Raw genomic sequence first — 25,865 nt, 5'->3', positions numbered from 1 at the left:
CGGGGGGTGCGGGGCGGTTGGTCCGTGGGGGCCGCGGGGGCGGGGGGGTGCCGGGCGGGGGGGGGGGGCGCGGGGCGGGGGGGGGCCCCGCGGGGGGGGGGGGCCCCGGGGGGGGGGGGGCCCGCGCGGGCGGTGCGGGCGTTGTGGACCCGGGCGCCGTTCCCGCCGGTGGAGCTGCTGGCGGGAACGGTGGACGTGGTGCACGGCACCAACTTCGCGCTGCCGCCCGCGGTGCGCGCGGGCGGTGTGGTGACGGTGCACGACCTGGCCTTCCTGGACGAGCCCGCCGAGGCGGAGCCGGGTTTCGCCGACCTGGTGCGCTCCTCGGTGCGGCGGGCGGCGGTGGTGTGCACGCCGAGCGCGGCGGTCGCCGACTCGGTCGCGGAGCGGTTCGGCCTGCCCCGCCAGGACGTGGTGGTCACGCCGCTGGGGGTGGACCCGGAGTGGTTCGATGCGGTGCCGCCGGGGGCCGAGCTGCACCGGCTGGGCCTGCCGGACGAGTACTTCGCGTTCGTCGGCGCCGAAGGCCCGCGCAAGGGCGTCGAGGTGTTGCTGCGCGCCCACGACCGGGACCTGCCGCCGCTGGTGCTGGCCGGTCCGGGCGAGGCGCGGCAGACGGGCAAGGTGCTGCGCACCGGGTACCTGCCGGAGCCGGAGCTGCGCAGCGTGGTGGCCGGGGCCCGGGCGTTGGTGCTGCCGTCGCGGGACGAGGGCTTCGGGCTGCCCGCGCTGGAGGCGCTGGCCTGCGGGGTGCCGGTGATCTGCTCGGACCTGCCGGTGCTGCGGGAGGTCACCGGCGGACTGGCCGAGTTCGTCCCGCACGGCGACGCGGCGGCGCTGCGCGCGGCGTTGCAGCGGGCCGCGGCGGCGGCGCCCGATCCGGCGGCGGTGGCGGCGCGGCGGGCGCACGCGGCGCGGTTCACCTGGCGCGGCTGCGCGGCGGCGACGCTGCACGCCTACGCCCGCGCGGCGAGCTGACGGGCCGGCGCCCGCCGAGTCCGCCGAGTCCCGGGTCGCCACGCCGTGACCTCGTCGATGCGCACTCGGTACCCGCCCATTCCCGGACCGTGACCGCGGCGCCCGCGATCCGTGCGACCGTGCCGGAGCCGCACCGCGCACCGTTCCGCATTCCTTTCGTTGCCACGATCCCGATCGATCGGTCGCCGGTCGATGTTTTTCCCGATCGATATGAGAGCACGCCGAGAAACGGTGTCGAATCCCACTGGGAATCGACCAATCGATTTCGGGACGGACTCCTGATCTGCCGCCGGAGAACCCGTTCGCGCCTGATCCCCTAATAGGGGAAAAGCACAGGGGGATCACCCCCATGTCCCGCCGCTCACCGCCCTCCTAGCGTGGTGACCACGGGCGGAACGGGTCGGCGGCGCGAGGGTCGCGGTGCGATCGGTCCCCGAAATCCGAGTCTTGGCCGACTCGGACCTGGCTGTGCGGCGGGTACCGATGACTTCGCCACAACCGTTCCGACCCGCTCGTGCAGCATTCCTGGGAACGGAGCGTGCGGACCGTGGAGACGGTGTACGAAATCCTGCGGCGAGTGGTGGCGGGCGCGGAATCGCGCGCCGAGTTCGCCGCCGAGCCGCGCGCATTCCTGGACCAGGCGGGCCTGCCCGAGCTGAGCAACGCGGACGTGGTGCACGCCGCTTCGCTGGCCCTCGACCTCGCACCGGTCGAGGTCGTCGACGAGTTCACCCGAGCCCTGCCCCCGGGGCTGGTGGTGCTCGCCGCCGACGGCGACGGCGTGCCCGCGGACGCCCTGATGCCGTTCCTCCCGAACGGTCCCGATGAATTGGAGAGCACGATGGCCACCCCGGAGATCTTCACCGCGCTCGGCGACGTCGAAGGCCTGCTGTCGCCGACGGCGCGCACCACCGACGAGCAGTCCACCGAGAACAGCGGCAACAGCACCGAGACGTCCCGCAGCGAGGACAGCACCGGCTCGGACAACCAGCTGGGCGCGCCGGTCGGCAACGGCAACGACGTCGGCCTGGTCGGCGACATCAACACCGGTGACATCAGCGACCTGACCGGCGACCTGAACGCGGGCAACGTCGCGGGCAACGGCGTCACCGACGTGGTCGGCGGCCTGGAGGACACCGTCGGCGGTGTCCAGGGCGGCGACCTGACCGGCGGGATCTCGGACCTCACCGGTGCCGGGGACCTGACCGGCGGACTCGACCTCGGCGGCGTCGACGGCGGCGGCGTCATGGGTTCGGTGCAGGACGTCACCGGCGAGCTGCCGGTCGACGACGTGGTCGGCGGCGTCGCCCCGATGGCGGACCTGACGGCCCCGCTGACCGGCGCCGACGGCCCCGTCGGTGGCGTCGAGGGCACGGTCGAGGACCTGACCGGCGGCCTCGGCATCTGATCGGTCCGCGCGGGACGAAGGCCACCGGGCACTGCTCGGTGGCCTTCTTCGCGGGCGCCCGATTCGCGCCGTTCCTGGCCGGATCGCCGATTCGGCCCGTCGCCGCCCCGGTCGGCACCGAACACCGGGAGCACGGGCGGACGACGGGACGGGAGATCGGATGCGGCAGCCCCAGGGCGCAGGGGCGCGGGACGGGCCTGAGGCACTGCTGCTCCGGGTGGCCGCGGGCGATCCGCGCGCGTTCGAGCTGCTCTACGACCGGGTCGTGGTGCTCGTGCACGCGGCGGCCCGCGACGTGCTCGACGACGACGCGCACGCCGAGGAGGTCACCCAGGAGGCGCTGGTCGAGGTGTGGCGCACCGCCGCCCGGTACCGGCCGGAGCGGGGCGGCGCGATCGGCTGGGTGCTCACCGTGGCGCACCGGCGGGCCGTGGACCGGTTGCGCTCGGTGCGGTCGGCGCGGGCGCGGGACGCGCGGTTCGCGGCGCGCTCGCACCGGATCGCGCACGACTCGGTGGTGGAGGCGGTGCTGATCCGCAGCGAGCACTGCGAGGTGCGCAGCTGCCTGGCCGGGTTGACCGCGTTGCAGCGGGAGGCGGTGGCGCTGACCTACTACTGCGGGCTCGACCATCGGGAGGCCGCGCGCCGGCTGGCCGCCCCGGCGGCGACGGTGAAGACGCGGCTGCGGGACGGGCTGATCCGGCTGCGGGACTGCCTGCTCACCGCCCGCTGAGCCCGGGCGGCGCGTCGTCCCAGGCGCGCACCAGTTCCGCGTAGGTCGCGGAGCGGGCGGGCAGTTCCGCGGGCGTGCCGAGCTGCGCGCCGGTCCCGTCGAGCAGCAGCACCCGGTTCGCGCGCCGCGCCGAGCCGAGCCGGTGCGCGATCACCACCAGCACGCCGCCGCGCGCGGCGAAGGCGCGTTCGGCACGGGCCTCCGCGGGCCCGTCCAGGTGCGAGGTGGCTTCGTCGAGCACCACGATCGGCGCCGCGCTCGCGTGCACCCGGGCCAGCGCCAGCAGTTGCCGCTGGCCCGCCGACAGGTCCGCGCCGCCGTGGCGCACCTCGCCGTCCAGCCCGCCCAGCCGGGCCACCAGCTCGGCGGCGCCGACGTCGGCGGCCGCGGCCAGCAGGTGCGCGTCGGTGCTCCCGGCCGCCAGCAGCGCCACGTTCTCCCGCACCGTCCCGGCGAACAGGTACGCCTCCTGCGGGGTGAACGCGATGAGCCGGTGCCGCACCGCCGGATCCAGCTCGGTGACCACGACTCCCCCGACGCGCACCGAGCCGCCGGTGGGCGCGAGGGTGCCGGTGAGCAGCCCGGCGAAGGTGGACTTGCCGATGCCGCTGGGTCCGACGACGGCGAGGTGCTCGCCGGGGTCCAGGTCCAGGTCCAATTCGGACAGCACCGGTTCGGCGTGCTCGCCCCACCGGTGGGTGAGCCCGTGGGCCCGCACCCGCGGCCCGGCCGGGACGCCGCGCGGCCGGTCCGCGGGCGCCGCGTGGCCGATCTCGGCGAGCCGGTTCAGCGCCACCAGCAGCCGCAGCAGCACCGATCCGGTGGTGGCGGCCAGCCCGTGCAGCGCCGGTTGCACGGTGCCGGTGACGTACACGAGCGCGCCGAGCACCGCGCCCGCGGTGAGCCGCCCGCTCCCGACGGCCCACGGCGCGATCGCCAGCACCAGCAGCACCGGCAGCAACCCGCCCCCGCCGATGATCAGGGTGCGCAGCGCGGCGGCGGTGGACATCCGGACCGCGGTCGCGGCCTGCGCGTCCACCGCGTCGCGCACCGCCGCGATCGCCTGCCGCTGCGCGCCGCAGGCCGCCACGTCCCGCAGCCCGGTGAGCACCGCCCCGGCCCGGGTCGCGGTCCGCTCGTCGGCGAGGGCGAGGCCGCGCTGGCGGCGGGCGAGCGCGGGCAGCGAGCAGCCGAACAGCGCCACCGCCAGCAGCACCGGCGGCGCCACCGGCCACAGCAGCAGCGGGTCCAGCGCGGCCACCCCGGCCAGCGCGGCGGCGACCGACACCAGCAGTCCCCTGGCCTGCACGAGCAGTCCCGCCGTCGCGTCCCGCACCACCTCCACGTGCTGGGTGATCCGGGCGACGCCCGCCGCGTCCGGTCCGCCGCGCGGCGGGGCGGTGTCGGCGAGCACGTCCCGCACGACCCGCCGCACCAGCGCGTCGCGCAGCGGCTCCACGATGGCTCCGATGCGCCGCCACACGAACCGGACCCCGGCGGCGCCGACCACCGCGGCGGCGGCGAACGCGAGCAGCCAGGCCGCGCCGACGTCGAACCGGCCCGCGGCGAACCCGTCGTCGACGGCGTTGCGCACGAACGTCCCGGACAGCAGCGCGGGCGCGGCCTCCAGCGCGGAGCAGGCCAGCAGCGCCGCCCAGCCGCGCCGGTGCCCGGTCAGGGCGCGCCGGTAGTCGCCGATCAGCACGGCGCCTCCTCGGTGAACAGGGCGCGGTAGTCCGGGTCGGCCCACAGCTCCGCGTGCGGGGCGGCGCGCCGGATCCGGCCCTCGTCGAGCCACACCACGAGGTCGGCGCGGCCGGCGGTGCCCGCGCGGTGGGTGATCACGACGCGGGTCCGGCCGGGCAGCGCGGTGGTGATGGCGCGCTCCACCCGGTCCTCGGTGATCACGTCCAGGCTGGCGGTGGCGTCGTCGAGCACCAGCAGCCGCGGCGTCCTGGCGAGCGCGCGGGCCAGCCCGAGCCGCTGCGCCTCCCCGCCGGAGAGCGGGACCTCGGCGAGCGGGGTGAGGTAGCCGTCGGGCAGCCGGGTCACCAGGTCGTGCACCTGGGCGGCGCGGCAGGCGGCGGCCACGTCGGCTTCGACCGCCCCGTAGGACACGGCGGTCGCCACGGTGGTGCCCAGCAGCACCGGCCGGGCGAAGGCGACGCCCACGTGCGCCGCCGCCGGATCGAGCTCCGCCGTCGGCACCCCGTCGAGCAGCACCTGCCCGCGGTCGGGCGGGCGCAGCCCGGCGAGCACCTCGGCCAGCGTGGACTTGCCCGCCCCGGAACGTCCGACGACGGCGACGATCGTGCCCGCAGGCACCACCAGGTCGATCCCGTCGAGCACCCCGCGCACCACGGCGCCGCGGACCCGCAGCTCCCCCGGCCCCGGCGGCAGCACCCGGGAACCGGCCGGTTCCGGCGCGACCCGGTGCACCTCGGCGAGCCGCTGCGCGCAGGACCGGGCGCGGGACAGCGCGGTGAACAGCGCCGACTGCCGGACGACGCCCATCCCGGCGGTGGCGTAGCCGAGGGCGCCCAGCACCTCGCCGACGGTGAGCCTGCCCGCGAACAGCCCGAGCCCGGCCGCGCACAGCACCGCGATCTGCACCAGCGGCACCAGCAACCCGGCCCGCCACATCAACCGGGACTGGGTGCGCCAGGTGCCCGCGCCCGCCGCGCCGAGCCGGTCCAGCGGCCGCAGCACCCGCCGCGCCTCCTGTTCGGCGACCCCGGCGGCGGCGATGGTGCGCAGCCCGGTGACCGCGTCCAGCAGCCGGGCGCCGAGCTCGCCGGACGCCTGCTGGTAGCCGAGCAGGTCCGCAGCCGTGCTGCGCAGGTGCGACCGGGCCAGCAGCACCGCGAGCGGCAGCAGCACCACGAACACCAGCGCCACCCGCAGGTCCAGCCGCAGCAGCGCGCCGAGCGCGCCCACCGACAGCAGCACCGCGGTCGCGATCTCCACCAGCGTCGCGGTGATCCCGCCCGCGCCCGCGCAGTCCCCGGTGAGCCTGCTGACCGCGTCCCCGGCGGCGAACGGGCCGCGGTGGCCGAGCAGCACCAGCCGCTCGGCGAGGTCGGCCCGCAACCGGGCCGTGGTGGCGGCGGTGATCCGCGCCGACAGCAGCACCGCCAGCACCTGCGCGGCGATCCCGCCGCAGCCGAGCAACAGCAGCGCCAGCAGCGGGGCGACGGCACCGCTGCCGGAGACGGCGGCGTCGACGGTCCGCGCGAGCGCCGCGGGCAGCAGCAGGGCGCAGCCGGTCGTCGCCAGCGCGATCAGCACCAGCAGCAACACCGGCCACCGCTGCGCGCGCACCGCGGGCGCCAACACCCGTTCGTGGTCCACCATCCGGCGTCCTCCTCCGCTCCTCGGCCCTCGTGCCCTCCGCCGCCGTCGCGCGCGACCTGCCGCGGACGGCCCGCGGCACGGGACGGCCCCGGCACCGCGTGGGTGCCGGGGCCGCACTTCAGCCGTCGTCCGCCTCGGGATCGTGCTCCGCGTGGTGCCGCCGCTCGGCCGGCGTTCGCGCCGACCGGTGCCCACCGGTCGCGACCGGCACCGTCGCGGTTCCTCGACGTCCCGCTCCCGGGGGCGGCCCCGCCGTCCGGCGGGTGGGCCGCCGGAGGTGGGTGCGCCGCACCGGTTCGAGCGCGATGAGCGGGTCGTCGGAGCTCCGCCACCTGACCCCCGCGCGGCACGAGGCGGGCGACGCGGCGATCAGTGGCAGGTGAGCAGGCTCACCGTGCTGTTCGCACAGGACGCGAGCAGGCTCAGGTTGCTGCCGTTGTCGCCGCCACCGCCGCCGCCGAACGAGGTCTCGTTCCGGGCTTCGAGCTCCTGGAGCTGCAGGACCATCTCCACGGTCGTTCCTTCCGTCGTTTCCTTCGTTGACCGGGCGGGATCCCGCCCGGAGTTCGTGGTGCCACCGGTCGCCCGGCAGGTGCGCGGCGCTCACGGCGCCGTGCGGGGGCGCGGAGCTCACGGCGCGGTGCCGAAGAACGGCAGCACCCGGCCGTGCCCGTCGAGCACGGCGGCGACGGTGGCGAGCACGCCCGCGCCGCCGGTGGCGACGTCGGTGGACAGCCGCAGCAGCTGGTTGCCGGGCATCGCGATGCCGCCGTCCCCGAAGGGCAGGGCGTGCCAGCCCAGCGCGGCCAGGTGGGTGCCGATGGCCGCGGTCCGCTCCGGTTCGGGCCGCCGCCGGTCCGCGGCGGCCAGCGCGGCGAGCAGCCCGCAGCGGCCGTGCAGCAGTCCGGGGTGGATGACGAACTCGCCGAGGCAGGCGGCCAGCAGGTCCGGTTGCCACCGCAGGCATTCCGCGCCGGGGTGGCGCAGCGCGAGCTCTTCGGCGACGAGCGCGATGCCCGCGCTGCCGACCCCCAGGTACGGCAGGGTGCGGGCGGTGCCGTCGCGCACCTGGAGGCCGCCGCCGTCGGTGCGGGCGCATTCGTCGAGGTCCCGCAGCAGCGCCCGGTCGGCCAGCTCCAGCCAGGCGCGTTCCCCGGTGGCGTCGTGCAGGTGCGCGAACAGCAGCGCGGGCCCGGACCAGCCGTCGAGCAGCCCGGCCCGGCCCACGTCGCCGGGCGGCGCGGCGGCGGGCAGCTCCGCGGCGAGCCGGTCGGCGAGGTTCAGCGCGCGGTTCAGCGGTTCCCCGTCGTCCCAGCGGTGCGCCAGGTGCAGCAGGTTCAGCGCGATGCCGGCCCGGCCCGCCCCGTAGCCGTGCCCGGTGGTCTGCGCGGCGAGCCCGGCGGCGGCCGCCACGAGTTCCCGCGCGGCTTCGCGGTGCCCGAGGTGGTCGAGCACGTGCGCGGTGCCGTGCGCGCCGTCGAGCAGCCCGGGCCGCTGCGGCGGGGTGCGGCGCACCGCGTCGAGCAGCCACCGCTCGTGCTCCGGGTAACGCCCGGCACCGGCGACGTCCAGCGCGAGCAGCACGCCGGCGGCGCCGTGGGCGATGCCGGTGCCGCCGACCCGGAACTGCTCGATGTCGCCGGGGAACAGCCGGTCCGCGCGTGCCGGGGTGGCGCTGCCGAGCACGCCCTCGGCGAGTCCTTTGCGGACGATCCCCCAGTCCGGCGCGGGCTGGTCCAGTTCGGTGGTGGCGGGCGCGGTGCCCGCGGGCAGCAGCCGTTCGCGCAGCGCACCGCCGTACTCGGCGGGCAACCGGAAGCGGCGGCGCGCCACGTCGACGAGCGCGTCGAGCTTGCCGGGCGCCAGTTCCAGCAGCGCGTTCAACGGCAGGAACATCCACAGCGCGAGCGCGGCCAACGCGTGCCCGTCGACCTCGGTGCCGCTGCTGCCGGGCGGGGCGCGGAATCCGGGCGCGCCGAGCGCGGGCCGCGGGGCGTCCACGTCCAGCGCGGCCATCTCGAAGTCGACGAGCGCCACCGAGTCGTCCTCGTCCACCAGCACGTTGAGCGGGTGCAGGTCGCCGAAGACGACGCCGCGGGCGTGCACCCGGTCGATCAGCTCCCGCACCCGGTCGAGCAGCGCGAGCGCGCGGTCGGCGTAGGCGGTGAGCTCCTCGGCGGTGGTGCCGCCGCGGGTGAGCGGGTAGTTGCGGGCCAGCCAGGCGCCGAGGTTGCGGCCCGGGACCGGTTCGACGACGAGGAACGTGTGCTCCCAGGCGGTGCACAGCTCGTGCACCGCGGGCACGCCGGGGACGCCGTCGAGGTGCCGCAGCACCTGGTGCTCCCGGCGCAGCCGCACCTCGGCGTCGGTGCCGTCGCGGTCCAGCCCGGCGTGCGGGCGGGCTTCCTTGAGCACCACTTCGACGCCGTCGGATTCCCGGGTGGCGCGGTACACGCCGCCGCCGTTGGAGAAGTGCATCGAGGACGTCACCCGGTACGGGAACCGGGTCGTCCCCGGGTCCCGGCGGGCGGCCAGGTGCGGTTCGAGGAATGCGGGCAGCCGCACCCAGCCGGGCACCGAGAATCCCGGTCCGCGCGCATCGGGAACGAGCGCTCCGTCGGGCCGTTCTACGGCGAGCACCCGGGTTCCGCCGACTTCCACCCACCGCTGCTCGAATCCGCCGTAGCGCACGTACAACGGACCGGAACCGCAGCGGAGATCGCTCAGCACGTACGGCCCGGATTCGCCGCGCAGCGGTGCGGACAGTTCGAGGAGAATGCGTTCGAGGTGGTTCTCGTCCACCGGGTAGAGCGTCATGAACTTCCCGCTCGACGAACGCGACGCGTATTTGGAGTTCCGCGCGAGGAGCACGTCGCGCCCGGCCAGGTGCTTGAACGCGATCCGGTTGCGCAGGCAGTACCCGCCGACGGTGCGCAGCACCCGTTCCGCGTTGTGCAGGGTGGCCGAGACGTGCACCTTCCACCCCTGGGAGGGCAGGTCCACGCCGCGCGGGCGCAGCATCCGCCAGCCGCCGGCGGTCGCGTCCGACCAGCTCGGGACTTCCGGGAGTTCGAGCAGCCGCGCGTATTCGCCGGGACCACCGGAAGCGCCGTTCTGCTCGTCGAAGAACAGCGGATCGGCGAAGCAGAATGCTTCGTACCGGAAGTCCATGGCACACCTTTCCCCCGAGCGCAGATCACGTGATTTCCGCGACATCCCAGTCGGTCCGACAGTTCGCCGGCCGCGGTGAAATTTCCTCATGCCCGGAACCGGCTGCCAACCCGCCGAACAAGTGATCGCACTAGGCTCGAAGAGTGACTACTTCGGTCTCGTTACCACCAGGTACCGCAGTCGTTCGCGCACCGATCCGGAGCAACGATCACCCATTCGCCTGTAACACCGGCGCTGGCAGCGGAAATGGTTCAACGGAAACCGCGCGGCTCGAATCGAATGCAGGAACAGCGGAACGGCTCGAAGAATGCGCGCGCAATGAATGCGGGCCGCGGGCAGCCGTCCGCGAACGCCCCGGAACCGGGAGCGGCGGCCGTCCCGGCCCTCCCCGCGAACGCGCCGGAACCGGGAGCGGCGGCCTCCTCAGCCCTCGCCGCGCAGGGCCGCGCCGTCCACCTCGAACGCCGCCGCCAGCGCCGAACGCCAGTCCCGCAGCGGGCTCAGCCCGGCCGCGTTCCAGGCGCGCGGCGAGAGCACCGAGTAAGCGGGCCGCGGCGCGGGACGCGGGAAGTCGGCGGTGGCGCACGGCAGCACCCGGTCCGGGTCGGCGCCGATCTCGGCGAACACGGCGCGGGCGAACTCGTACCAGCTGGCCCGCCCGGAGTTCGTGCAGTGCAGCACCCGGTCAGCCGGATCGCGGCGTTCGACCAGCAGCCCGGCCAGCTCCAGCAGCCCGGCCGCCAGGTCGCCGGTCCAGGTGGGGCCGCCGACCTGGTCGTCGACCACCGTCACCTGCTCCCGCTCGCCGGCGAGCCGCACCATCGTCTTGACGAAGTTCCCGCCCCCGGCGCCGTACACCCAGGAGGTGCGCACCACCCAGGCCCGGTCGGCGGCGGCGAGGACCGCGCGCTCCCCGGCGAGCTTCGTGCGCCCGTACGCGGTGCGCGGGCCGGTCTCGTCGGACGGCTCGTAGGGCACGTCGGCGGTGCCGTCGAAGACGTAGTCGGTGGACAGGTGCACCAGCGGCACCCGGCGCACCGCGCAGGCGCGGGCCAACGCCGCGGCACCCGCCTCGTTGATCGCCGCGGCCCGTTCCGGCTCGCCTTCGGCGGCGTCCACCGCGGTGTGCGCGGCGGCGTTGACGACGACGGGCCGGAGGTTGTTGTCCCGCGCGGTCTCGGCGAACGAGTCCACCGCGTCGGTGACGTCCTGCTCGTCGCGGACGTCGAGCTCGCCGGAACCGGGCGCGTGCACCAGGCCGAGGCGGCCCTGCGCCCGGCGGTGCAGTTCGCGGCCCAGCTGGCCGCGGCCGCCCGGCACCAGCAGCGCGATCTCGTCCAGCCCGGTGATCGGGCCCGCTTCCCGTTCCGTCATCGGCTGATCGTCGCCGCCTGCTTCAGCGGTTCCCACCAGGCGCGGTTCTCCCGGTACCAGCGGATGGTGTCCGCGAGGCCCTCGCCGAAGTCGACGACGGGCCGGTAGCCCAGCTCGGTGCTGATCTTCGCGTGGTCCACCGAGTAGCGGCGGTCGTGGCCCTTGCGGTCCTCGACGTGGCGCACCGCCGACTCGTCGGCGCCGAGTTCGGCGAGCAGCCGGTCGGTGAGCTGCCGGTTGGTCAGCTCGGTGCCGCCGCCGATGTTGTACACCTCACCCGGCCGCCCGGCCCCGGCGACGAGCTCGATCCCGCGGCAGTGGTCGGTCACGTGCAGCCAGTCCCGCACGTTGCCGCCGTCGCCGTAGAGCGGCACCTGCCGACCGTCCAGCAGGTTCGTGATGAACAGCGGCAGCATCTTCTCCGGGAACTGGTACGGCCCGTAGTTGTTGGAGCAGCGGGTCACGCAGACCGGCAGGCCGTGGGTGCGGAAGTAGGCGCGGGCCAGCAGGTCGGAACCGGCCTTCGCCGCGGAGTACGGCGAGTTCGGCTCCAGCGGATCCCCTTCGGGCCAGGAGCCCTCGTCGATGGAGCCGTACACCTCGTCGGTGGAGACGTGCACGAACTTGCCGACCTCGGCGGCGAGCGCGGCCTGCAGCATCACGTCGGTGCCGAGGACGTTGGTGCGCACGAAGTCGGAGGCGCCGAGGATCGATCTGTCCACGTGGGACTCGGCGGCGAAGTGCACCACCAGGTCCACCCCGCGCATCAGCTCGCCGACCAGCTCGGCATCGCAGATGTCGCCCTGCACGAAGCGCAGCCGCGGGTCGTCCGCGACGGGGCGCAGGTTCTCCCGGTTTCCCGCGTAGGTGAGCTTGTCCAGCACCACCACTTCGGCGTCGGCGAACTCCGGGTGGTCGCCGCCGAGCGATCGCCGCACGTAGTGCGACCCGATGAAACCGGCACCGCCGGTGATCAGAACTCGCATGGCACCTTCCCGAAAGAGCGGCCGGGCCGGGTGGTGGCCCGGTCCGGGCTGGCTTCGCCCGCAGTCTGCCACGCGCGCGGCCGGCCGGATCACGGTACCGGCGGGATCTCGTGCGCAGCGGGTTGTGGGGGGTTTCCCGGCGTCTACCCGAGCGCCGGGAGGCACCCGCGGGGGCTCGTGGACCGTTGCGGAGAATGAGATCGGGCAGCGCTCGGCGTGATCGAACCTGTCCATCGTTCGAGTGACACCGATCGTCCCGCCCGCGCGCAACCCCAGCGGCAGATCACCGTTAGCCTGCACGGTGACCCCGCCGAGGATCACCCCGGCGAGGTGTAACGCTCGCAAGGCAGGCCCTGAGGAGGATTCGGCGTGGACGACCGGTCGCGACGGCCAGGTGGCCCACCGGGGCAGCCGGGCAGGCCCGTCCCCCCGCGCGGGCCGAAGGGCGGCCCGGCAGGCGGTGTCCCCGGCAGGCCCCGCCCCGGCGGCGCACCGGCCGGACGGCCCGTCGGCGGCGAAGCCCGCCGTCCCGCCCCGGCCGATCGCCCCAAGCCCGAACGCACCCCGCCCGACCGGCCCGCGCGACCGGCTCGGCGGCCCGCGGGCGATGGACCCCGTAACCCGGCGGCACCGCCCGCGCCACCCCCGCCCGACGAGCACGCACGCCCGGCGCGGCGCACCGGCTCCCACATCGGCCGCACCGTGGCGGCCCTGCTGTCGGTGCTGGTGCTCGGGACCACCGGCTACGCGTGGGGAACGCTGCGGAACCTGAACAACGGGCTCTCCGGCAGCGATGTCATCGGCAGCGGCCTGAACTCGCCGGACGGCGCCACCGACGTGCTGCTGGTCGGCAACGACAGCCGCACCGACGCCGACGGCAACCCGCTGCCCGAAGAGGTGCTCAAGGAACTGCGCACCACCGACGACGAGGGCGGCGACCTCACCGACACGATGATCCTGGTGCGCATCCCCAACGGCGGACAACGCGCCAGCGCCGTGTCCTTCCCCCGCGACACCATGGTCCAGCTCGGCAACGGCTACGGCGAGCAGAAGCTCAACTCCGCCCTCGGCCGCGCCAAGAGCGAAGCCCGCCACCGCCTCGAACAGGACGGCGTCACCGACCCCAAGCAGCTGGAACTGCAATCCAAGGCCGAAGGCCAGAAATTCCTGATCAAAACGATCGAAGAGCTCTCCGGCGCCAGCATCGACCACTACGCCGAGGTCAACCTGCTGGGATTCCACGACATCACCACCGCCGTCGGCGGCGTGGACGTGTGCCTGCTCGACGACGTCGACGACAGCTCCTACTCCGGCGCGGTGTTCAAGGCGGGCCCGCAGACGATCTCCGGCGCGGACGCGCTGGCGTTCGTGCGCCAGCGGCACGGGCTGCCGCGCGGCGACCTGGACCGGGTGGTGCGCCAGCAGGTGTTCATGTCCGGACTGGCGGGCAAGATGCTCTCCACCGGCACCCTGAGCAACCCGAGCAAGCTCGGCGATCTGATGCAGGCGCTGGAGAAGTCCGTGGTGCTGGACCAGGGCTGGGACGTGGTCGACTTCGCCCAGCAGATGTCCGGCATCGCCGGTGGCGACATCGACTTCCAGACCATCCCGATCGAGCTGGTCGGCGAATCCGGTGCCGAGGACGTCGAGGCGAACCCGCGCGAGGTCAAGCAGTTCATGGACAACCTGCTGCTGCCGCCCGCGGAACGCGCGGCCAAGGAGCAGGAGGCGAAGGCCGCCGAGGAGCAGCGCAGCGGCACCACGGTCAGCGTCTTCAACGCCTCCGGCAAGACCGGCCTGGCCGCCGACGTGCTCAGCAGCCTCAGCCAGGAGGGCTTCAGCCAGGGCGGCAGTTCCAACGCGGACTCGATGCCGACCTCGCTGGTCTACCACGCGCCCGGGGACGAGGCCGCCGCGCAGCAGGTCGCCGAGAGCCTCGGCGGGCTGCCGCTGAAGGAGAGCAGCAACCTCGGCGCGGGCGCGGTGGAGGTGTACCTGGGCGCGGACTACGCGGGCCCCGGCACGCAGAACTTCGCCGGTCGCAAGCAGATCCGGCTCGACGGCGGCAGGCAGGCCAGGCCGCTGCCCGCGCAGCAGAACCCGAACGGGCCGGACGGCCCGATCAACGCGGGCGGGGTCCCCTGCGTGAACTGATCCCGGCACGACCCCGCTGATCGCCCCGCCGCGCGGCCCGAACGGGCCCGCTCGGCGGGGCGATCCGGTTACAGTGGATCAACTCCGGGAATCGGGCCGCTGTCGGGGCGGCTCCGCCGGGGAGGCCGCCGCATCGGGGAGGGACCGTGGCCGTCGACGAGGACGCCCCCGGGACGCCGGGGAGGCGCGGGGGCCGCGTGCTGCGGATCTTCGGCCGGGCGGTGATCGCGCTGCTGTCGGCCTGCGTGCTCGCGGTCGTCGCGGCCGGGTGGACCGCGCTGGACCGGCTCAGCGACGAGGTCGGCGGCTCCGAGGTGCTCACCGAGACCCCCGACGCGCCGCCGGCCGACGACGCCGCCACCGACGTGCTGCTGGTCGGCAACGACAGCCGCACCGACGCGCAGGGCGATCCGCTGCCGCTGAGCGTGCTGCGCGAGCTGCGCACCGAGAGCACCAGCGGGCTCAACACCGACACCCTGATCCTGCTGCGGATCCCGCACGACGGCTCGCAGCCGACGGCGGTGTCGCTGCCCAGGGACACCTCGGTGCCGGTGCCCGGCGGCGGCACCCAGAAGATCAACGCGGTGTACGGGCTGGCGAAGGCGGCCGCGTCCCGGCAGGACCCCGCTTCCGGCGCCGCCGCCGAGCGGCGCGCGCAGCTGGCCGGGCAGCGCGCGCTGGTGCAGAGCGTGCAGGGCCTCGCGGGCGTCCGGGTGGACCGCTACGCCGAGGTGAACCTGCTGGGCTTCTACGAGGTGACCGACGCGCTCGGCGGGGTCGAGGTGTGCCTGCGGCACGCCACCAGCGACAAAAACTCGGGCGCGGACTTCGCGGCAGGGCGCCAGACCATCTCCGGTGGCGACGCGCTGGCGTTCGTCCGCCAGCGGCACGGGCTGCCGCGCGGCGACCTGGACCGGATCGTGCGCCAGCAGGCGTTCCTGGCCGCGGTGACGGACAAGCTGCTGTCCACCGGGACGCTCACGAACCCGGCGAAGCTCGCCGAGCTGCAGGAGGCGGCGCGGCGCTCGGTGGTGCTGGACCAGAGCTGGGACGTCACCGAGTTCGCGGCGCGGATGCAGGGCCTCGCCTCGGGCAGCGTCCGGTTCGTGACGCTGCCGGTGCGTTCGGTCGGCGACCGCGACGAGCACGGGCAGAGCGTGGTGACGGTGGATCCGGCGCAGGTGCGCGGGTTCGTCGCCGGCCTGGTGCCCACCGCCGGTTTCGGCGCGGGCCCGGCGCTGGACCTGGACGGTTCGGCGCGGCGGCAGAGCCCGCCCGCACCCGCGATCAGCTCCACGGGCATCCCCTGCATCAACTGAACCCGACCGCACGGGCCGCTCCCGCGCTGCACCGGACACCCGCACCGCTCGCCGTCGAACCGCCCCGGCGGGCCGCGGCTCTTTCCCGTCAGCGGCGAAGCCGATGAGCAGCGACCACACCCGCGACCGGACCACCCTCGTGCTCAGCAGCAGAACCACTAGGGTCCCCGCATGAGCATCACGCAGGCGCTGCTGGCCCCGATGGTGGCCGCCGGATCACCGCGGCCGTTGATCACGCACTACGACGACGCGACCGGCGCGCGGGTCGAGCTGTCCAGGGCCACCACCGCGAACTGGGCGGCGAAGACGGCGAACTGGCTGGTGGACGAGCTCGACGTGGAGCCGGGCGCCCCGGTGGCGGTCGCGCTGCCCGCGCACTGGCAGACGCTGGGCGTGCTGCTGGGCGCGTGGTGGTGCGGAGCGCACGTGGTCGCCGATCCGAAGGGCGCCGAGGTGGCGTTCGTGCCGGGTTCGGTGCTGGAGGCGGGCGCGGGGGCGCACGTGGTGGCCGCGGTCGGCTTGGACGCGATGGGCGGGCCGGTGCGCGGGCTGCCCGCGGAGGTCGTGGACTACGCCTCGGACGTGCGGGTGCACGGGGACGACTTCGCCCCGCGCGACCCGGTGCCGGGCAGTGCTCCCGCGCTGCTGGAGTTCAGCGTGGACGAGGTGCTGGGGCTGGCGTCGCGGCGCGCCGCCGAGCAGGGCGTGGACCGCGGGGCGCGGGTGCTGTCCGCGCGGAACTGGACGTTGCCGCAGGGCGTGCTGGACGGCCTGCTGTCGGTGCTGTCGGCGCAGGGTTCCCTGGTGCAGGTGAGCAATCCGGATCCGGCGAAGGCGCAGCGGCGCCGCGCGGACGAGAAGGTGACCGTCGAGCTCGACGGCTGATCGCCGCCGGATCCGCGCCCCGCGACCGCCCCGGGCGGCGCCACCACCGAGCGGTGCCGCCCGGCGTGCCGGGTCGCGGAGCACGAACCGTCCGGCCTCCCCCGCCGGAGCCACCGGCCGCGCGGGCCGGGCGTCGGGCCCGCGCGGCTCCGTGCTCGCGCGCGGCGGCGCCTCGGTCGGCGGCCGCCTCGCGCCCGGCACCTGGGTCAGGCGTCGACCTTGGCGCGTTCGGCCTGCGCGCCGCCGGTGAACAGCGCCTGCACGGTGTACTTGGGCCCGCTGAAGCCGAGCGCGAGGCTCGTCGCGGCGAGCACCAGCACGTATTCGAAGCCGCCGTCGGTGGCGAAGAAGCCGGCGCTCGCGTGCGCGGTGACGAGCGCGCCGAGCATCACGGCGGCGAGCAGCACGCCCGCCACGGGCATCAGCACGCCGAGGATGAGCGCGAGTCCGCCGAGCAGTTCGACGGTGGCGGTGAACCCTGCGGCGACGACGGGCATCGGGATGCCCATCTGCTCGAATCCGGCGCCGACGCCGGAGATGCCGTTGAGCACGAACTTCTGGTAGGCGTGCAAGACGAAGGTCACGCCGACGACCAACCTGGCCAGCAGGATCGTGACGTCGCGGAGACGGTGCTGCATCAGCTCACCTTTCGGGGGGCACGGGGGTTCCGACCGCCCAGCATATACATGAAGTTTCAAATAAAAGGCCGAATGGGAAACTGGTCACGGAACCCGCACCCCCGCTGCGCCGGACGACCGAACCCGAACGCGCCCGGACGACCCAGCCGTCAGATCTACCCAAAGTAAGATACTGCTGAGTAGCATCCGGGCATGCGCCGAGACGAGAGCCTGTTCCGCCGCGAAGGCGACCTGTTCGTGCCCACCGAAGCCGCGGGCAACCCGTGGGGCGAGCTCACCGGTGGCGGCCCAGTCGCCGGACTCGTCGCCCGCTCCGTCGAGCAGGCCCTCGACGAACCCGACCTGTTCGTCGCCCGGCTCACCGTCGACCTGCACCGCCCCGTCCCCCGCACCGGGATCACCGCCACCACCCGCACCGTCCGGGCCGGCAAGCGGCTGCGCGTGTTCGAGGTCACCCTCGCCCAGGACGGCACCGAGGTCACCCGCGCCACCGCCCAGGTGCTGCGCCGCAGCGGGGTCGACGGCGACCACGCACCCGAACCCACCCCGTTCCCCGGACCGCAGGGCCTGCCGGACTCCTCGCTGCTGCCCGCCGAACTCGGGCTGCGCTGGGGAGTGCACGACGTGGTCCAGGTCCGCTGGGTCCGCGACCAGCTCGCCGGCGGCCCCACCCAGGCGTGGATGCGGCTGCCGCTGCCGCTGCTGCCCGACGAACCGACCAGCAGGCTGAGCCAGGTCGCCGTCCTCGTCGACTGCATCAGCGCGGGCAGTCCCGTCGGCTCGCTGTTCGGCCCGTGGATCAACAGCGACATCACGCTGTACCTGCACCGGGAACCCGCCGGCGAATGGCTCGGGATGGAGATGGCGCGCGACGTCGAACCCACCGGCGTCGGCGTCACCCGCGCCCGGCTCTTCGACGAGCGCGGACCGGTCGGGACGGCCCACGAAGCGGTGCTGGCGCACCGCCTGGGCTGAGACCGCGCGGCCCGGCCGCGACATCGCGGAGATGGTCCCGACGCATTTCGCGCGGGGCATTGTTACGTGACTAGTACTTTCTTCACCGAATGGGGTCATCATCACCCGGGAGGCATTGTGCCCCACCCGGGCTCCTAGCAGTGTGATCGTCGGCATGAATCCGTGCCTGCACACCACTGCGGAGGCATTCATGGACGAGCAGACCGCTGCCGACGGCTACGAAACTCCCACGCTCGTGGAAATCGTGGAATTACCCGAGCCGGTCACCGCACCATTTTCCTCCTACCCCGCGACGCGCACCGATCCGAGAACGGAATGAGCATGCTCCAGCACCACTCCGGTTGGGTCGTACTGCCCGACGTGCCGGGATTGAAGAACGTCGTCGACCGATTCCCGGCGCAGGGGCGGATCGTGCTCCGCCACGATTCCGGGAACCCCTGGCTGGTCGGCCGCTTCCGCACCGACGACCTCGTCCCGGTCGCGCTCGGGCCGGTCCGGGTGGCGCTGCTGGGGTCCTGCCCGATCGACGCGACCCGGCTCGCGTCGATCGTGCACGGGCTGCGCTCGGTCGCCGACCTGGACGCGGTGCTGCACCGGCTGCCCGGCGGAGTGCACCTGGCCGCCTCGGTGCGCGGCGAGGTCCGGGTGCAGGGCGGGATCTCCGGGCTGCGGCAGGTGTTCCACACCCGGATCGGTGGCGTCCCGATCGCCGGTGATCGCGCCGACCTGCTCGCCGAGCTGGCCGGCGCGGGCATCGACGAGCAGGCGCTGGCGCTGCGGGTGGCGGTCGGACCGACCGGGCCGCCGCTGGACCGGCGCACCGCGTGGTCCGGGGTGCGGGCGCTGCCCCCCGACTCGTACCTGCGGCTCGCCGCCGAGCGGGCCCGGGAGGTGCGGTGGTGGCGGCCGCCGGAACCGGACGTGGCGCTGCGCCGCGGCGCCCGCGCCACCCGGGAGGCGCTCGACACCGCGATCCGGTCCGGGACCGGGCGCACCGGCGCCGACCTCTCGGGCGGGATGGATTCCACCGCGCTGTGCTTCCTCACCGCGCGGCACGAACCCGAGCTCGTCACGCTGAACCGCCGGGAAAACGACCGCGAGAACGGAGAGAACCGGTTCGCCGCCGAATGCGCGCGGCAATTGCCGGACGGCACGCACCTCGTGCTGGATCCGCGAGAAATCCCCTCCGCATTCGAGGATCCAGGAGCGCTCACCGACCACGAAGAACCCATTCCGCTTTTCCGGGAACTCGCCGCGACGGGCCGGTGCGCGGAACTGCTCGCCGAGCACGGCGTGCAGCGGCAGCTCGCCGGATTCGGCGGCGATGAAATCTTCGGCGGCCCGCCCGGACATCTGCATTCGCTGCTGCGGCAACGCCCGGTGAAAGCGATCCGGCAACTGCGCGGATACCGGTCGCTGCACCGCTGGCCGCTGCTGCCGACGATGGCGGCGCTGCTGGCCGCGCACGACGTGGCGCACTGGTGGCGGGAGCAGTCCGACCGGCTCACCGCGCCGAACGGGCCGCGGCACCACGCCGCGCTGGACTGGGGTCCCGCCCCGCTGCGCGCGGCGCCGTGGGCGAGCGCCGACGCGGTGGCCGCCGCCCGCGCCGAGCTGCGCACCGCGGCCACCGAGGCCGAACCGCTCGCGACCGACCGCGGCAGGCACCAGCTGCTCACCGCGCTGCGCACCGCGGCACCCGGGTACCGGCGGCTGGTCCGGCGGTACGCGGCGGCCGGGGTGCGGCTGGAACTGCCCTACTACGACGACCGGGTGGTGGAAGCGGCGATCGCGGTACGCCCGGCTGAACGGGCGTCACCCTGGCGGTACAAGCCGCTGCTGGCCGAAGCCGCCCGCGGCACCGCACCGGACGCGGTGCTGCAGCGGCCCGTCCCCGCTCCCCGACCGGACGCCGGGGTCGGGGCGGACGTGCACATCGGGTTCCGCCGCCACCGCGGCGCCGTCCTGGCGCTGTTCACCGACTCGGAGCTCGCCGCGCACGGACTGGTCGACACCGGCGTGCTGCGCAAGCACCTGCTCGCGCCGCACGTCGAACCGCGCACCCTGGTCGCGCTGGAACACCTGCTGGGGTGCGAGGCGTGGCTGCGCGGCGTCACCCAGGGCTCCACCGGGAGGACCGATGCACCTGCGACTGCGTCCTGACGTCGACCCCACCGACCTCGGCGACGGGACGGTGCTGCGCGACGAGCGCACCGGGCGGCGCTGGCTGCTCAACCGCACCGGCACCCAGGTGCTGCGCGGCCTGCTGATCGGGCAGGACGCGGACCGCATCGCGGGCGAGCTCGCCGACCGCCACCGCATCCCGGCGGAGGTGGCCCGCCACGACGTCGCCACCATCGTCGAACGCCTCCGCGGCGCGGCCCTGCTGGAATCCACCAGGTGAGTCCGCCGGGCGGCACCGCGGCGGCGGGCGGCGACGTCCCGCCGCCCGGGTCCGTCAGAGGCGCGCCTGCAGCGCCTCGTGCTTGTCGTGGACCATGCTCTCCAGGCCTTCCTGGAAGCGCGCCATCGCCGCGCGCAACCGGGTGCCCAGCTCACCGGAGTCCGCGGCGAGGGTGCGCACCGCCAGCAGTCCCGCGTTGCGCGCCCCGCCGACCGAGACGGTCGCCACCGGCACCCCGGCGGGCATCTGCACGATCGACAGCAGCGAGTCCATGCCGTCCAGGTGCTTGAGCGGCACCGGCACGCCGATCACCGGCAGCACGGTCGCGGACGCCACCATGCCCGGCAGGTGCGCCGCTCCCCCGGCGCCGGCGATGATCACGCGCAGGCCGCGGTCGGCGGCGTCGCGGGCGTAGTCCAGCATCCGCTGCGGGGTGCGGTGCGCCGAGTACACGCCGGCCTCGAACGGCACGTCGAACTCGGCGAGGGCCTGCCCCGCGGCCTCCATCACCGGCCAGTCCGAGTCGCTGCCCATGACCACGCCGACCAGCGGCCGTTCCTGCGCCATCTCCGGTTCCTCCCCGCCGGGCGCCCGCGCCCGGTGCTCCTGCTCGTCGTCGCGGCGAGCGACCGCCCGCCGTCCAGCCCATCACGTCCGCGGGGCAGCCGCCCCGCACCCCCGGTGCTCGCCGAGGCGGGTGTCAGTGGATCGGGTGGCCGTCGGCCCATTCCCCGGTGGAGAGGAAGTGCGCGGCCAGTTCCGCCTCGCGGCGGGTGGCGGCCATGTCGTCGCCGAGGACGGTGACGTGGCCGACCTTGCGCCCGGGCCGCTCGGCCTTGCCGTAGAGGTGCACCTTGGCGTGCGGGAACCGGGCGAACAGGTGGTGCGTCCGCTCGTCCACGCCCATCGCCGGTTCGGTGGGCGCGCCGAGCACGTTCGCCATCACCACGGCGGGCGCGGTGAGCTCGGTGCTGCCCAGCGGGTAGTCCAGCACGGCGCGCAGGTGCTGCTCGAACTGCGAGGTGCGGGCGCCTTCGATGCTGAAGTGCCCGGAGTTGTGCGGCCGCATCGCCAGCTCGTTGATCACGAGCCCGTCGTCGGTCTCGAACAGCTCCACCGCGAGCACGCCGACGACGCCGAGGGCCTCGGCGATGTGCAGCGCCAGGTTCTGCGCCTCGTTCCGCAGGTCCTCCGAGGCGTCCGGGGCGGGGGCGAGCACCTGCACGCAGATGCCGTCCTGCTGCACGGTCTCCACCAGCGGCCAGGCGGCGCCTTGCCCGAACGGGGAGCGCGCGACGAGCGCGGCGAGCTCGCGGCGCAGCGGCACCCGCTGCTCGACGAGCAGCGGCGCCCCGCCGTCGAGGAGTTCGCCGACGACGCGCTCGGCGCTCTCCGGGGTGTTCAGCGTCCACACGCCCCGGCCGTCGTAGCCGCCGCGGGCGGTCTTGAGCACGCACGGCCAGCCGTGCTCGGCGCCGAACTCCAGCGCCTGCGCGACCTCGGTGACCTCGGCGTACGGCGGTACCGGCAAGCCGAGCCCGGCGAGCTCGCGGCGCATCACCAGCTTGTCCTGGGCGTGCAGCAACGCGTCCGGCCCGGGGTGCACGGCGACCCCGGCGGCGACGAGTTCGCGCAGGTGCTCGCCGGGCACGTGCTCGTGGTCGAAGGTGACCGCGTCGCAGCCTTCCGCGAAGGTGCGCAGCGCGTCGAGGTCGGTGTGCTCGCCGAGCTGCACGTCCGGCGCGACCAGCGCCGCCGGGTCCTGCGGCGAGACGGCCAGCACCTTGAGGGACTGGCCCAGCGGGATCGCGGCCTGGTGGGTCATCCGTGCGAGCTGCCCACCACCGATCATGCCTACGACGGGAGTGCGAGTGCGGTGGTCCACGAGCAGGAGAGCCTACTGCCCGCCCTCCGGCACCCGGACCACCGGGAACGGTCAGTCCACCGCGCCGAGCATGGCGCAGGCCGCGGCGGGGTCGCCCGGCAGCTGTTCCCGCCGGACCCGCACCGGCCCCACCGGGTGCAGCGCCGGATCACCGGCGATGCTGCGCCGCACCAGCATCCGCACCCGCTCGCACCGCTCCTCCAGGCAGGGCCGGCGGGCGGCGAGCACCGCGGCGGTGTCCGGCCGCAGCAGAGACACCGTCTCGCCCGCGTCGAACACGTCCCGCAGCACGTCCGCGGCCAGCACCATCGCCATCATCATCGGATATCCGCCGGTGTCCGGCGGGATGTCCAGCGACACCGTGATCAGCGCGTGGTCCTCGTCGGCGGTGCGGCCGGCCGCCAGCGCGCTCCGGTACACCTCGTGCAGCCGGGTCCGCAGGTAGGAGGCGGTGGTGAGCCCGGTGAGCGGGTCCTGCACCTCGCGCCCCACGGTGTACTCGGCCTGCACCTCGGCCCAGCCGAGCGCCAAGGGCCGCAGCATCCACGCGGGCACCGAGTCCTGGTCCGGCGAGACCAGCCCGTCGCCGGTGCCGGTGCTCGCGGCGTGCAGCGCGGCCACGTCCAGCAGCGCCTCGGCCAGCCCGACACCGGCCTCCGCGCGCGCCGCACCGAGCCTGCCCAGCGGTTCGGTGAGGTCCGCCCCGCTCGCGACCGCCCGGCACACCGCGTCGACGGCGCGCACCCCCCAATCGCTGGGGAACGGCCATCCCGCCGCGAGGCTCGCCGTGCGCCACCGCGACCGCAACGACCGGTCGATCCCCGTGCACCCCTGAATCCAGTTGCTCATCCCGACCCCCTTTCACCATGGAGACGACCTGCGCGTTCGACCATGACGGAAGACTGCGTGCAGGGCGCGGGGAGTCATCGATCACAATGAGGTTCGACGCGAATTCGCATCACGTTGGCGGATCGACGGGCGATCGCGCGGATGGTTCCATGAAGCGGATCTGCTCCGATCGGCGGATCCGGACGCACCCGGTCGGCTGGTCGCACCGGAACCCCGAGCGCGGACCCGCCCGACCAGCGGCACACCCCGGACAGCGGACCACACAAAGGAAGGTGCGGCGTGGCCACAGCCCCGGCCGAAGCGCAGGGCCCCAGCGACGGCGAGCTGATCGAGGCCGTCCGGCACGGTTCGACGGAGGCCTACGGGACGCTCTACGAACGCCACGTCGCCGCCGCGCAGAACATGGCCCGGCAGGTCTCCAGATCGCAGGCCGAGGCCGACGACCTGGTGTCCGAGGCGTTCGCGAAGGTGCTGGCCACGTTGCGCGGCGGCCGCGGCCCGACGACGGCGTTCCGCGCCTACCTGCTGACGGCGCTGCGCCACGTCGCCTACGACCGGACGCGCCGGGACCGGAAGCTGCAGCTGGCCGAGGACGTCACCGAGGTCTCCGGCGCCGAGGCGAGCGTGCCGTTCACCGACACCGCGGTCGCCGGGCTGGAGCGGTCGCTGGCGGCGCGGGCGTTCGCGCGGCTGCCGGAGCGCTGGAAGACGGTGCTGTGGCACATCGAGGTGGAAGGCGAGACGCCCGCCCAGGTCGGGCCGTTGTTAGGCCTCACCCCGAACGGGGTGTCGGCGCTGGCCTACCGCGCGCGGGAGGGCCTGCGCCAGGCGTACCTGCAGGTGCACCTGAGCTCGCTGTCCGACGACGAACCGGGGATCGCGTCCTGCCGGGCGGCGGCGGACCGGCTGGGCGCGTGGACGCGCGGCGGGTTGTCGAAGCGGGAGACCGCGCAGGTCGACAACCACCTCGACGGCTGCGACCGGTGCCGCGGGCTGGCGGCGGAGCTCGCCGACGTCAACGGCGGCCTGCGCGCGGTGATCGCGCCGCTGGTGATCGGCACCGGTGCCACGGCGTACCTGCTCTCCGGCGGCGGTGCTTCGCCCCCCCCCGCGGCCGCATCGGCCGGTGCGGGGGGTTCGGCGGCGGGCGCGGCGAGCTCGGTGCCGCGCCAGGCGGTGTCGGGCGTCGCGGCCTCCGCCGCGCTGTGCCTGGCGCTGGCGCTGGCGCTGACCTCGGGCACGGCGCCGCTGCCGTCCGCCTCGGCGCCCCCGCCCGCGCCGGAGCCCGCCGTCGCACCGCCGCCCGCACCGCGTCCTCCCGCGCCGAGCCCGCAGGCCCCGCAGCAGCCCTCTCCGCAGCCGGCTCCCGCACCGGCTCCGGCGCCCGCCGCGCCGACGCCGAAGCTGGACGCGCACGGCCCGACGGAGCCGTTGACGCTGGTGCCGGGCGGCGACCCCGCGGACCTGCCGATCACGGTGCGCAACGACGGCACCGGCCCGTCCGATCCGGTGACCGCGATCCTGTCGCTGCCGCCGGGCGTCAGCTCGGAGATCCCGGGGGTGACCTCCCAGCAGTCCGGTCCCGCGGGGACCGCGCCCGCGTCCGCCCGCACCGCGCGCGCCGCCGAGGCGGCCGGTGGCCCGGGGGTGCGCTGCGAGAGCTGGGACGGCGGGCTGCAGTGCTCCTCGGAGCGCGGCCTCGAACCGGGTGAGCAGCTGACCTTCGACCTGCACGTGACGGCCGCGGCCGACGCCACCGGCGGCGAGATCGGCGCGCGGATCGTGGCGGGCGCGGACCTGGACCTGCCGCTGTCCCGGATCCAGGTGCTGATGCGCTCCGGGGACGGGGTGGACGTGTCGGTGTCGGCGGCGGCGCACCCGCTGCACGACCTGCTGCTGGGCGACGAGGTACCGGAGGGCCCGCCGCTGCGGCTGAACCTCGACGTGCGCAACACCGGCGTGACCCGGGGCCGGGCCGAGGCGGTCGCGGTGCTGCCCGCCGGTGCGCGCGCGCTGGGGATCCCGCCCGCGTGCGACCTGCTGCCGTCGGACGACGAGCTGCGCTGCTCGGCGGAGTTGGACCCGGGCGAGTCCTACCGGGGCCACCTGTGGCTGGCCGGGCTGCCGGTCGAACCGCGCGGCGCCTCGGACGGCGAGGAGCGCGAGGTCACCATCCCGGTGCGCGCCCGGCTCGGCACCGCGAACGACAGCGCCGCGGTGACCACCCGGCTCTGGTTCCCGTGGCGCCCGCGGCCGGAGCCGGACTGCCCGCTCCCGCCGCTGTGGCCGCTGCGTCCGGCGGACGGTGCGGAGTGGCCGTGCTGGCTGCCGGACGTGCCGGGGCTGCCCGAGCGACCTGGTCCGCCGGAGGTCCCGGGCCTGCCGGAGCTGCCGGGCCCGCCTGGTCGGCCGGGGTTGCCTGGTCTTCCGGGCCTGCCTGGTCTGCCGGGGTGGGCGCCGCCGAGCCAGGGCCCCGCTCCCGCCCCGGAGCCGACGCCCGGCTCCGAACCGACGCAGGCACCGACGCCCGTCCCGACCGGACCGGGCACCTCCGCACCGCCGGAACCCCCGTCGTCGGAGCCCACCCGGCCGCCCGAGCCCCCGGAACCGGAACCGGCCCCGGACGAGCGGCGGCTGCCGATCCTGGAACCGCTGCTGCCGCCGACCGCCCCGCCGCCCTGGTGGCGCTTCCTGCGCTGACCGGAGACCGGCCGGGGAGGTCCCGGCACCGCTGCGGCCGCACGAGCTCCGG

General features: G+C 75.2%; 21 protein-coding genes. 11 read left to right on the top strand and 10 right to left on the bottom strand.

The features are described from left to right. Window positions 1–6 precede the first annotated feature (6 nt). The 3 genes from LCD35_RS17465 to LCD35_RS17455 all read left to right on the top strand — a co-directional run bounded on the left by LCD35_RS17465 (window position 7) and on the right by LCD35_RS17455 (window position 3,119). Entirely contained in the window at window positions 7–978 is a 972-nt protein-coding gene (locus LCD35_RS17465) for a glycosyltransferase family 4 protein (protein ID WP_374108096.1), read from the top strand. Between the two features lie 547 nt (window positions 979–1,525). After that, entirely contained in the window at window positions 1,526–2,386 is an 861-nt protein-coding gene (locus LCD35_RS17460; protein ID WP_225044469.1) for a hypothetical protein, read from the top strand. Window positions 2,387–2,546: 160 nt separating this feature from the next. After that, on the top strand, window positions 2,547–3,119 hold the full coding sequence (locus LCD35_RS17455) for a sigma-70 family RNA polymerase sigma factor (protein ID WP_224962107.1): 573 nt from the start codon (window positions 2,547–2,549) through the stop codon (window positions 3,117–3,119). On the opposite strand, the gene LCD35_RS17450 is transcribed toward LCD35_RS17455, so the two are convergent. The 6 genes from LCD35_RS17450 to rfbB all read right to left on the bottom strand — a co-directional run bounded on the left by LCD35_RS17450 (window position 3,106) and on the right by rfbB (window position 12,004). After that, window positions 3,106–4,824, bottom strand: coding sequence for an ABC transporter ATP-binding protein (locus tag LCD35_RS17450; RefSeq protein ID WP_225044468.1), 1,719 nt, complete (start codon window positions 4,822–4,824; stop codon window positions 3,106–3,108). The two genes, LCD35_RS17455 and LCD35_RS17450, sit on opposite strands and share 14 nt — an antisense overlap. Next, window positions 4,818–6,473: an ABC transporter ATP-binding protein gene (locus tag LCD35_RS17445; RefSeq protein ID WP_225044467.1), complete on the bottom strand. Its 1,656-nt coding sequence runs from the start codon at window positions 6,471–6,473 to the stop codon at window positions 4,818–4,820. Before LCD35_RS17445 ends, LCD35_RS17450 begins: the two co-directional genes overlap by 7 nt. Before the next feature lie 369 nt (window positions 6,474–6,842). Next, entirely contained in the window at window positions 6,843–6,980 is a 138-nt protein-coding gene (locus tag LCD35_RS17440; protein WP_255615140.1) for a SapB/AmfS family lanthipeptide, read from the bottom strand. Window positions 6,981–7,103: 123 nt separating this feature from the next. Continuing rightward, window positions 7,104–9,644, bottom strand: coding sequence for a class III lanthionine synthetase LanKC (lanKC, locus tag LCD35_RS17435; protein ID WP_224968926.1), 2,541 nt, complete (start codon window positions 9,642–9,644; stop codon window positions 7,104–7,106). A 423-nt stretch (window positions 9,645–10,067) separates the two neighbouring features. Further along, entirely contained in the window at window positions 10,068–11,018 is a 951-nt protein-coding gene (rfbD, locus tag LCD35_RS17430; protein WP_224962117.1) for a dTDP-4-dehydrorhamnose reductase, read from the bottom strand. Next, window positions 11,015–12,004 (bottom strand): dTDP-glucose 4,6-dehydratase, encoded by a 990-nt coding sequence (gene rfbB / locus LCD35_RS17425; RefSeq protein WP_224962119.1) that lies wholly within the window; start codon window positions 12,002–12,004, stop codon window positions 11,015–11,017. The genes rfbD and rfbB overlap by 4 nt, the downstream gene beginning before the upstream one ends. Window positions 12,005–12,706: 702 nt before the next feature. Here rfbB and LCD35_RS17415 point away from each other — a divergent pair. The 3 genes from LCD35_RS17415 (at window position 12,707) to LCD35_RS17405 (ending at window position 16,362) form a co-directional block, all read left to right on the top strand. Then, window positions 12,707–14,158 (top strand): LCP family protein, encoded by a 1,452-nt coding sequence (locus tag LCD35_RS17415; RefSeq protein WP_225044466.1) that lies wholly within the window; start codon window positions 12,707–12,709, stop codon window positions 14,156–14,158. A 146-nt stretch (window positions 14,159–14,304) separates the two neighbouring features. Beyond that, complete coding sequence (locus tag LCD35_RS17410; protein WP_224978490.1) at window positions 14,305–15,477, top strand: LCP family protein; 1,173 nt, start codon at window positions 14,305–14,307, stop codon at window positions 15,475–15,477. Window positions 15,478–15,648: 171 nt separating this feature from the next. Further along, window positions 15,649–16,362: a TIGR03089 family protein gene (locus LCD35_RS17405; RefSeq protein WP_224962520.1), complete on the top strand. Its 714-nt coding sequence runs from the start codon at window positions 15,649–15,651 to the stop codon at window positions 16,360–16,362. Between the two features lie 206 nt (window positions 16,363–16,568). On the opposite strand, the gene LCD35_RS17400 is transcribed toward LCD35_RS17405, so the two are convergent. After that, a complete protein-coding gene (locus LCD35_RS17400) occupies window positions 16,569–17,000 on the bottom strand; it encodes a DoxX family protein (protein ID WP_224962522.1) in 432 nt (143 codons plus the stop codon). A gap of 192 nt (window positions 17,001–17,192) precedes the next feature. Here LCD35_RS17400 and LCD35_RS17395 point away from each other — a divergent pair, with 192 nt between their 5' ends. The 4 genes from LCD35_RS17395 to LCD35_RS17385 all read left to right on the top strand — a co-directional run bounded on the left by LCD35_RS17395 (window position 17,193) and on the right by LCD35_RS17385 (window position 20,379). After that, window positions 17,193–17,975, top strand: coding sequence for a thioesterase family protein (locus LCD35_RS17395; protein ID WP_224962524.1), 783 nt, complete (start codon window positions 17,193–17,195; stop codon window positions 17,973–17,975). 190 nt (window positions 17,976–18,165) lie between these two features. Then, window positions 18,166–18,294 carry a hypothetical protein gene (locus tag LCD35_RS30000; protein ID WP_255615122.1) on the top strand — a complete coding sequence of 43 codons (129 nt, stop codon included), beginning with the start codon at window positions 18,166–18,168 and terminating at the stop codon, window positions 18,292–18,294. Beyond that, on the top strand, window positions 18,291–20,138 hold the full coding sequence (locus LCD35_RS17390; protein WP_224978407.1) for an asparagine synthase-related protein: 1,848 nt from the start codon (window positions 18,291–18,293) through the stop codon (window positions 20,136–20,138). The genes LCD35_RS30000 and LCD35_RS17390 overlap by 4 nt, the downstream gene beginning before the upstream one ends. Further along, window positions 20,116–20,379 (top strand): lasso peptide biosynthesis PqqD family chaperone, encoded by a 264-nt coding sequence (locus LCD35_RS17385; protein ID WP_224962528.1) that lies wholly within the window; start codon window positions 20,116–20,118, stop codon window positions 20,377–20,379. The genes LCD35_RS17390 and LCD35_RS17385 overlap by 23 nt, the downstream gene beginning before the upstream one ends. A gap of 54 nt (window positions 20,380–20,433) precedes the next feature. Here LCD35_RS17385 and purE read toward each other — a convergent pair whose 3' ends face one another. The 3 genes from purE to LCD35_RS17370 form a co-directional block, all read right to left on the bottom strand. Next, entirely contained in the window at window positions 20,434–20,946 is a 513-nt protein-coding gene (purE, locus tag LCD35_RS17380) for a 5-(carboxyamino)imidazole ribonucleotide mutase (protein ID WP_224962530.1), read from the bottom strand. A gap of 133 nt (window positions 20,947–21,079) precedes the next feature. Beyond that, window positions 21,080–22,264, bottom strand: coding sequence for a 5-(carboxyamino)imidazole ribonucleotide synthase (locus tag LCD35_RS17375; RefSeq protein WP_224962532.1), 1,185 nt, complete (start codon window positions 22,262–22,264; stop codon window positions 21,080–21,082). 51 nt (window positions 22,265–22,315) lie between these two features. After that, window positions 22,316–23,113, bottom strand: coding sequence for a hypothetical protein (locus LCD35_RS17370; protein WP_224962535.1), 798 nt, complete (start codon window positions 23,111–23,113; stop codon window positions 22,316–22,318). Between the two features lie 279 nt (window positions 23,114–23,392). Between LCD35_RS17370 and LCD35_RS17365 the strand changes: the two genes are divergently transcribed. After that, window positions 23,393–25,813 (top strand): sigma-70 family RNA polymerase sigma factor, encoded by a 2,421-nt coding sequence (locus LCD35_RS17365; protein ID WP_225044465.1) that lies wholly within the window; start codon window positions 23,393–23,395, stop codon window positions 25,811–25,813. Window positions 25,814–25,865 lie beyond the last annotated feature (52 nt).

The organism is Saccharopolyspora sp. 6V (assembly GCF_020176785.1).
GTDB lineage: Bacteria > Actinomycetota > Actinomycetes > Mycobacteriales > Pseudonocardiaceae > Saccharopolyspora_C > Saccharopolyspora_C gregorii.
The sequence above is the reverse complement of the archived record's forward strand: the minus strand, read 5'-3'. Positions and strand labels throughout refer to the sequence as shown.

Coding starts and splice junctions, on each gene's coding strand:
- LCD35_RS17390 (WP_224978407.1), top strand. CDS start 18,291: ATGAGCATGCTCCAGCACCACTCCGGTTGGGTCGTACTGCCCGACGTG.
- rfbD (WP_224962117.1), bottom strand. CDS start 11,018: ATGACGGAACGGGAAGCGGGCCCGATCACCGGGCTGGACGAGATCGCG.
- LCD35_RS30000 (WP_255615122.1), top strand. CDS start 18,166: ATGGACGAGCAGACCGCTGCCGACGGCTACGAAACTCCCACGCTCGTG.
- LCD35_RS17405 (WP_224962520.1), top strand. CDS start 15,649: ATGAGCATCACGCAGGCGCTGCTGGCCCCGATGGTGGCCGCCGGATCA.
- LCD35_RS17385 (WP_224962528.1), top strand. CDS start 20,116: ATGCACCTGCGACTGCGTCCTGACGTCGACCCCACCGACCTCGGCGAC.
- purE (WP_224962530.1), bottom strand. CDS start 20,946: ATGGCGCAGGAACGGCCGCTGGTCGGCGTGGTCATGGGCAGCGACTCG.
- LCD35_RS17445 (WP_225044467.1), bottom strand. CDS start 6,473: ATGGTGGACCACGAACGGGTGTTGGCGCCCGCGGTGCGCGCGCAGCGG.
- LCD35_RS17395 (WP_224962524.1), top strand. CDS start 17,193: ATGCGCCGAGACGAGAGCCTGTTCCGCCGCGAAGGCGACCTGTTCGTG.
- LCD35_RS17400 (WP_224962522.1), bottom strand. CDS start 17,000: ATGCAGCACCGTCTCCGCGACGTCACGATCCTGCTGGCCAGGTTGGTC.
- LCD35_RS17440 (WP_255615140.1), bottom strand. CDS start 6,980: ATGGTCCTGCAGCTCCAGGAGCTCGAAGCCCGGAACGAGACCTCGTTC.
- lanKC (WP_224968926.1), bottom strand. CDS start 9,644: ATGGACTTCCGGTACGAAGCATTCTGCTTCGCCGATCCGCTGTTCTTC.
- LCD35_RS17455 (WP_224962107.1), top strand. CDS start 2,547: ATGCGGCAGCCCCAGGGCGCAGGGGCGCGGGACGGGCCTGAGGCACTG.
- LCD35_RS17370 (WP_224962535.1), bottom strand. CDS start 23,113: ATGAGCAACTGGATTCAGGGGTGCACGGGGATCGACCGGTCGTTGCGG.
- rfbB (WP_224962119.1), bottom strand. CDS start 12,004: ATGCGAGTTCTGATCACCGGCGGTGCCGGTTTCATCGGGTCGCACTAC.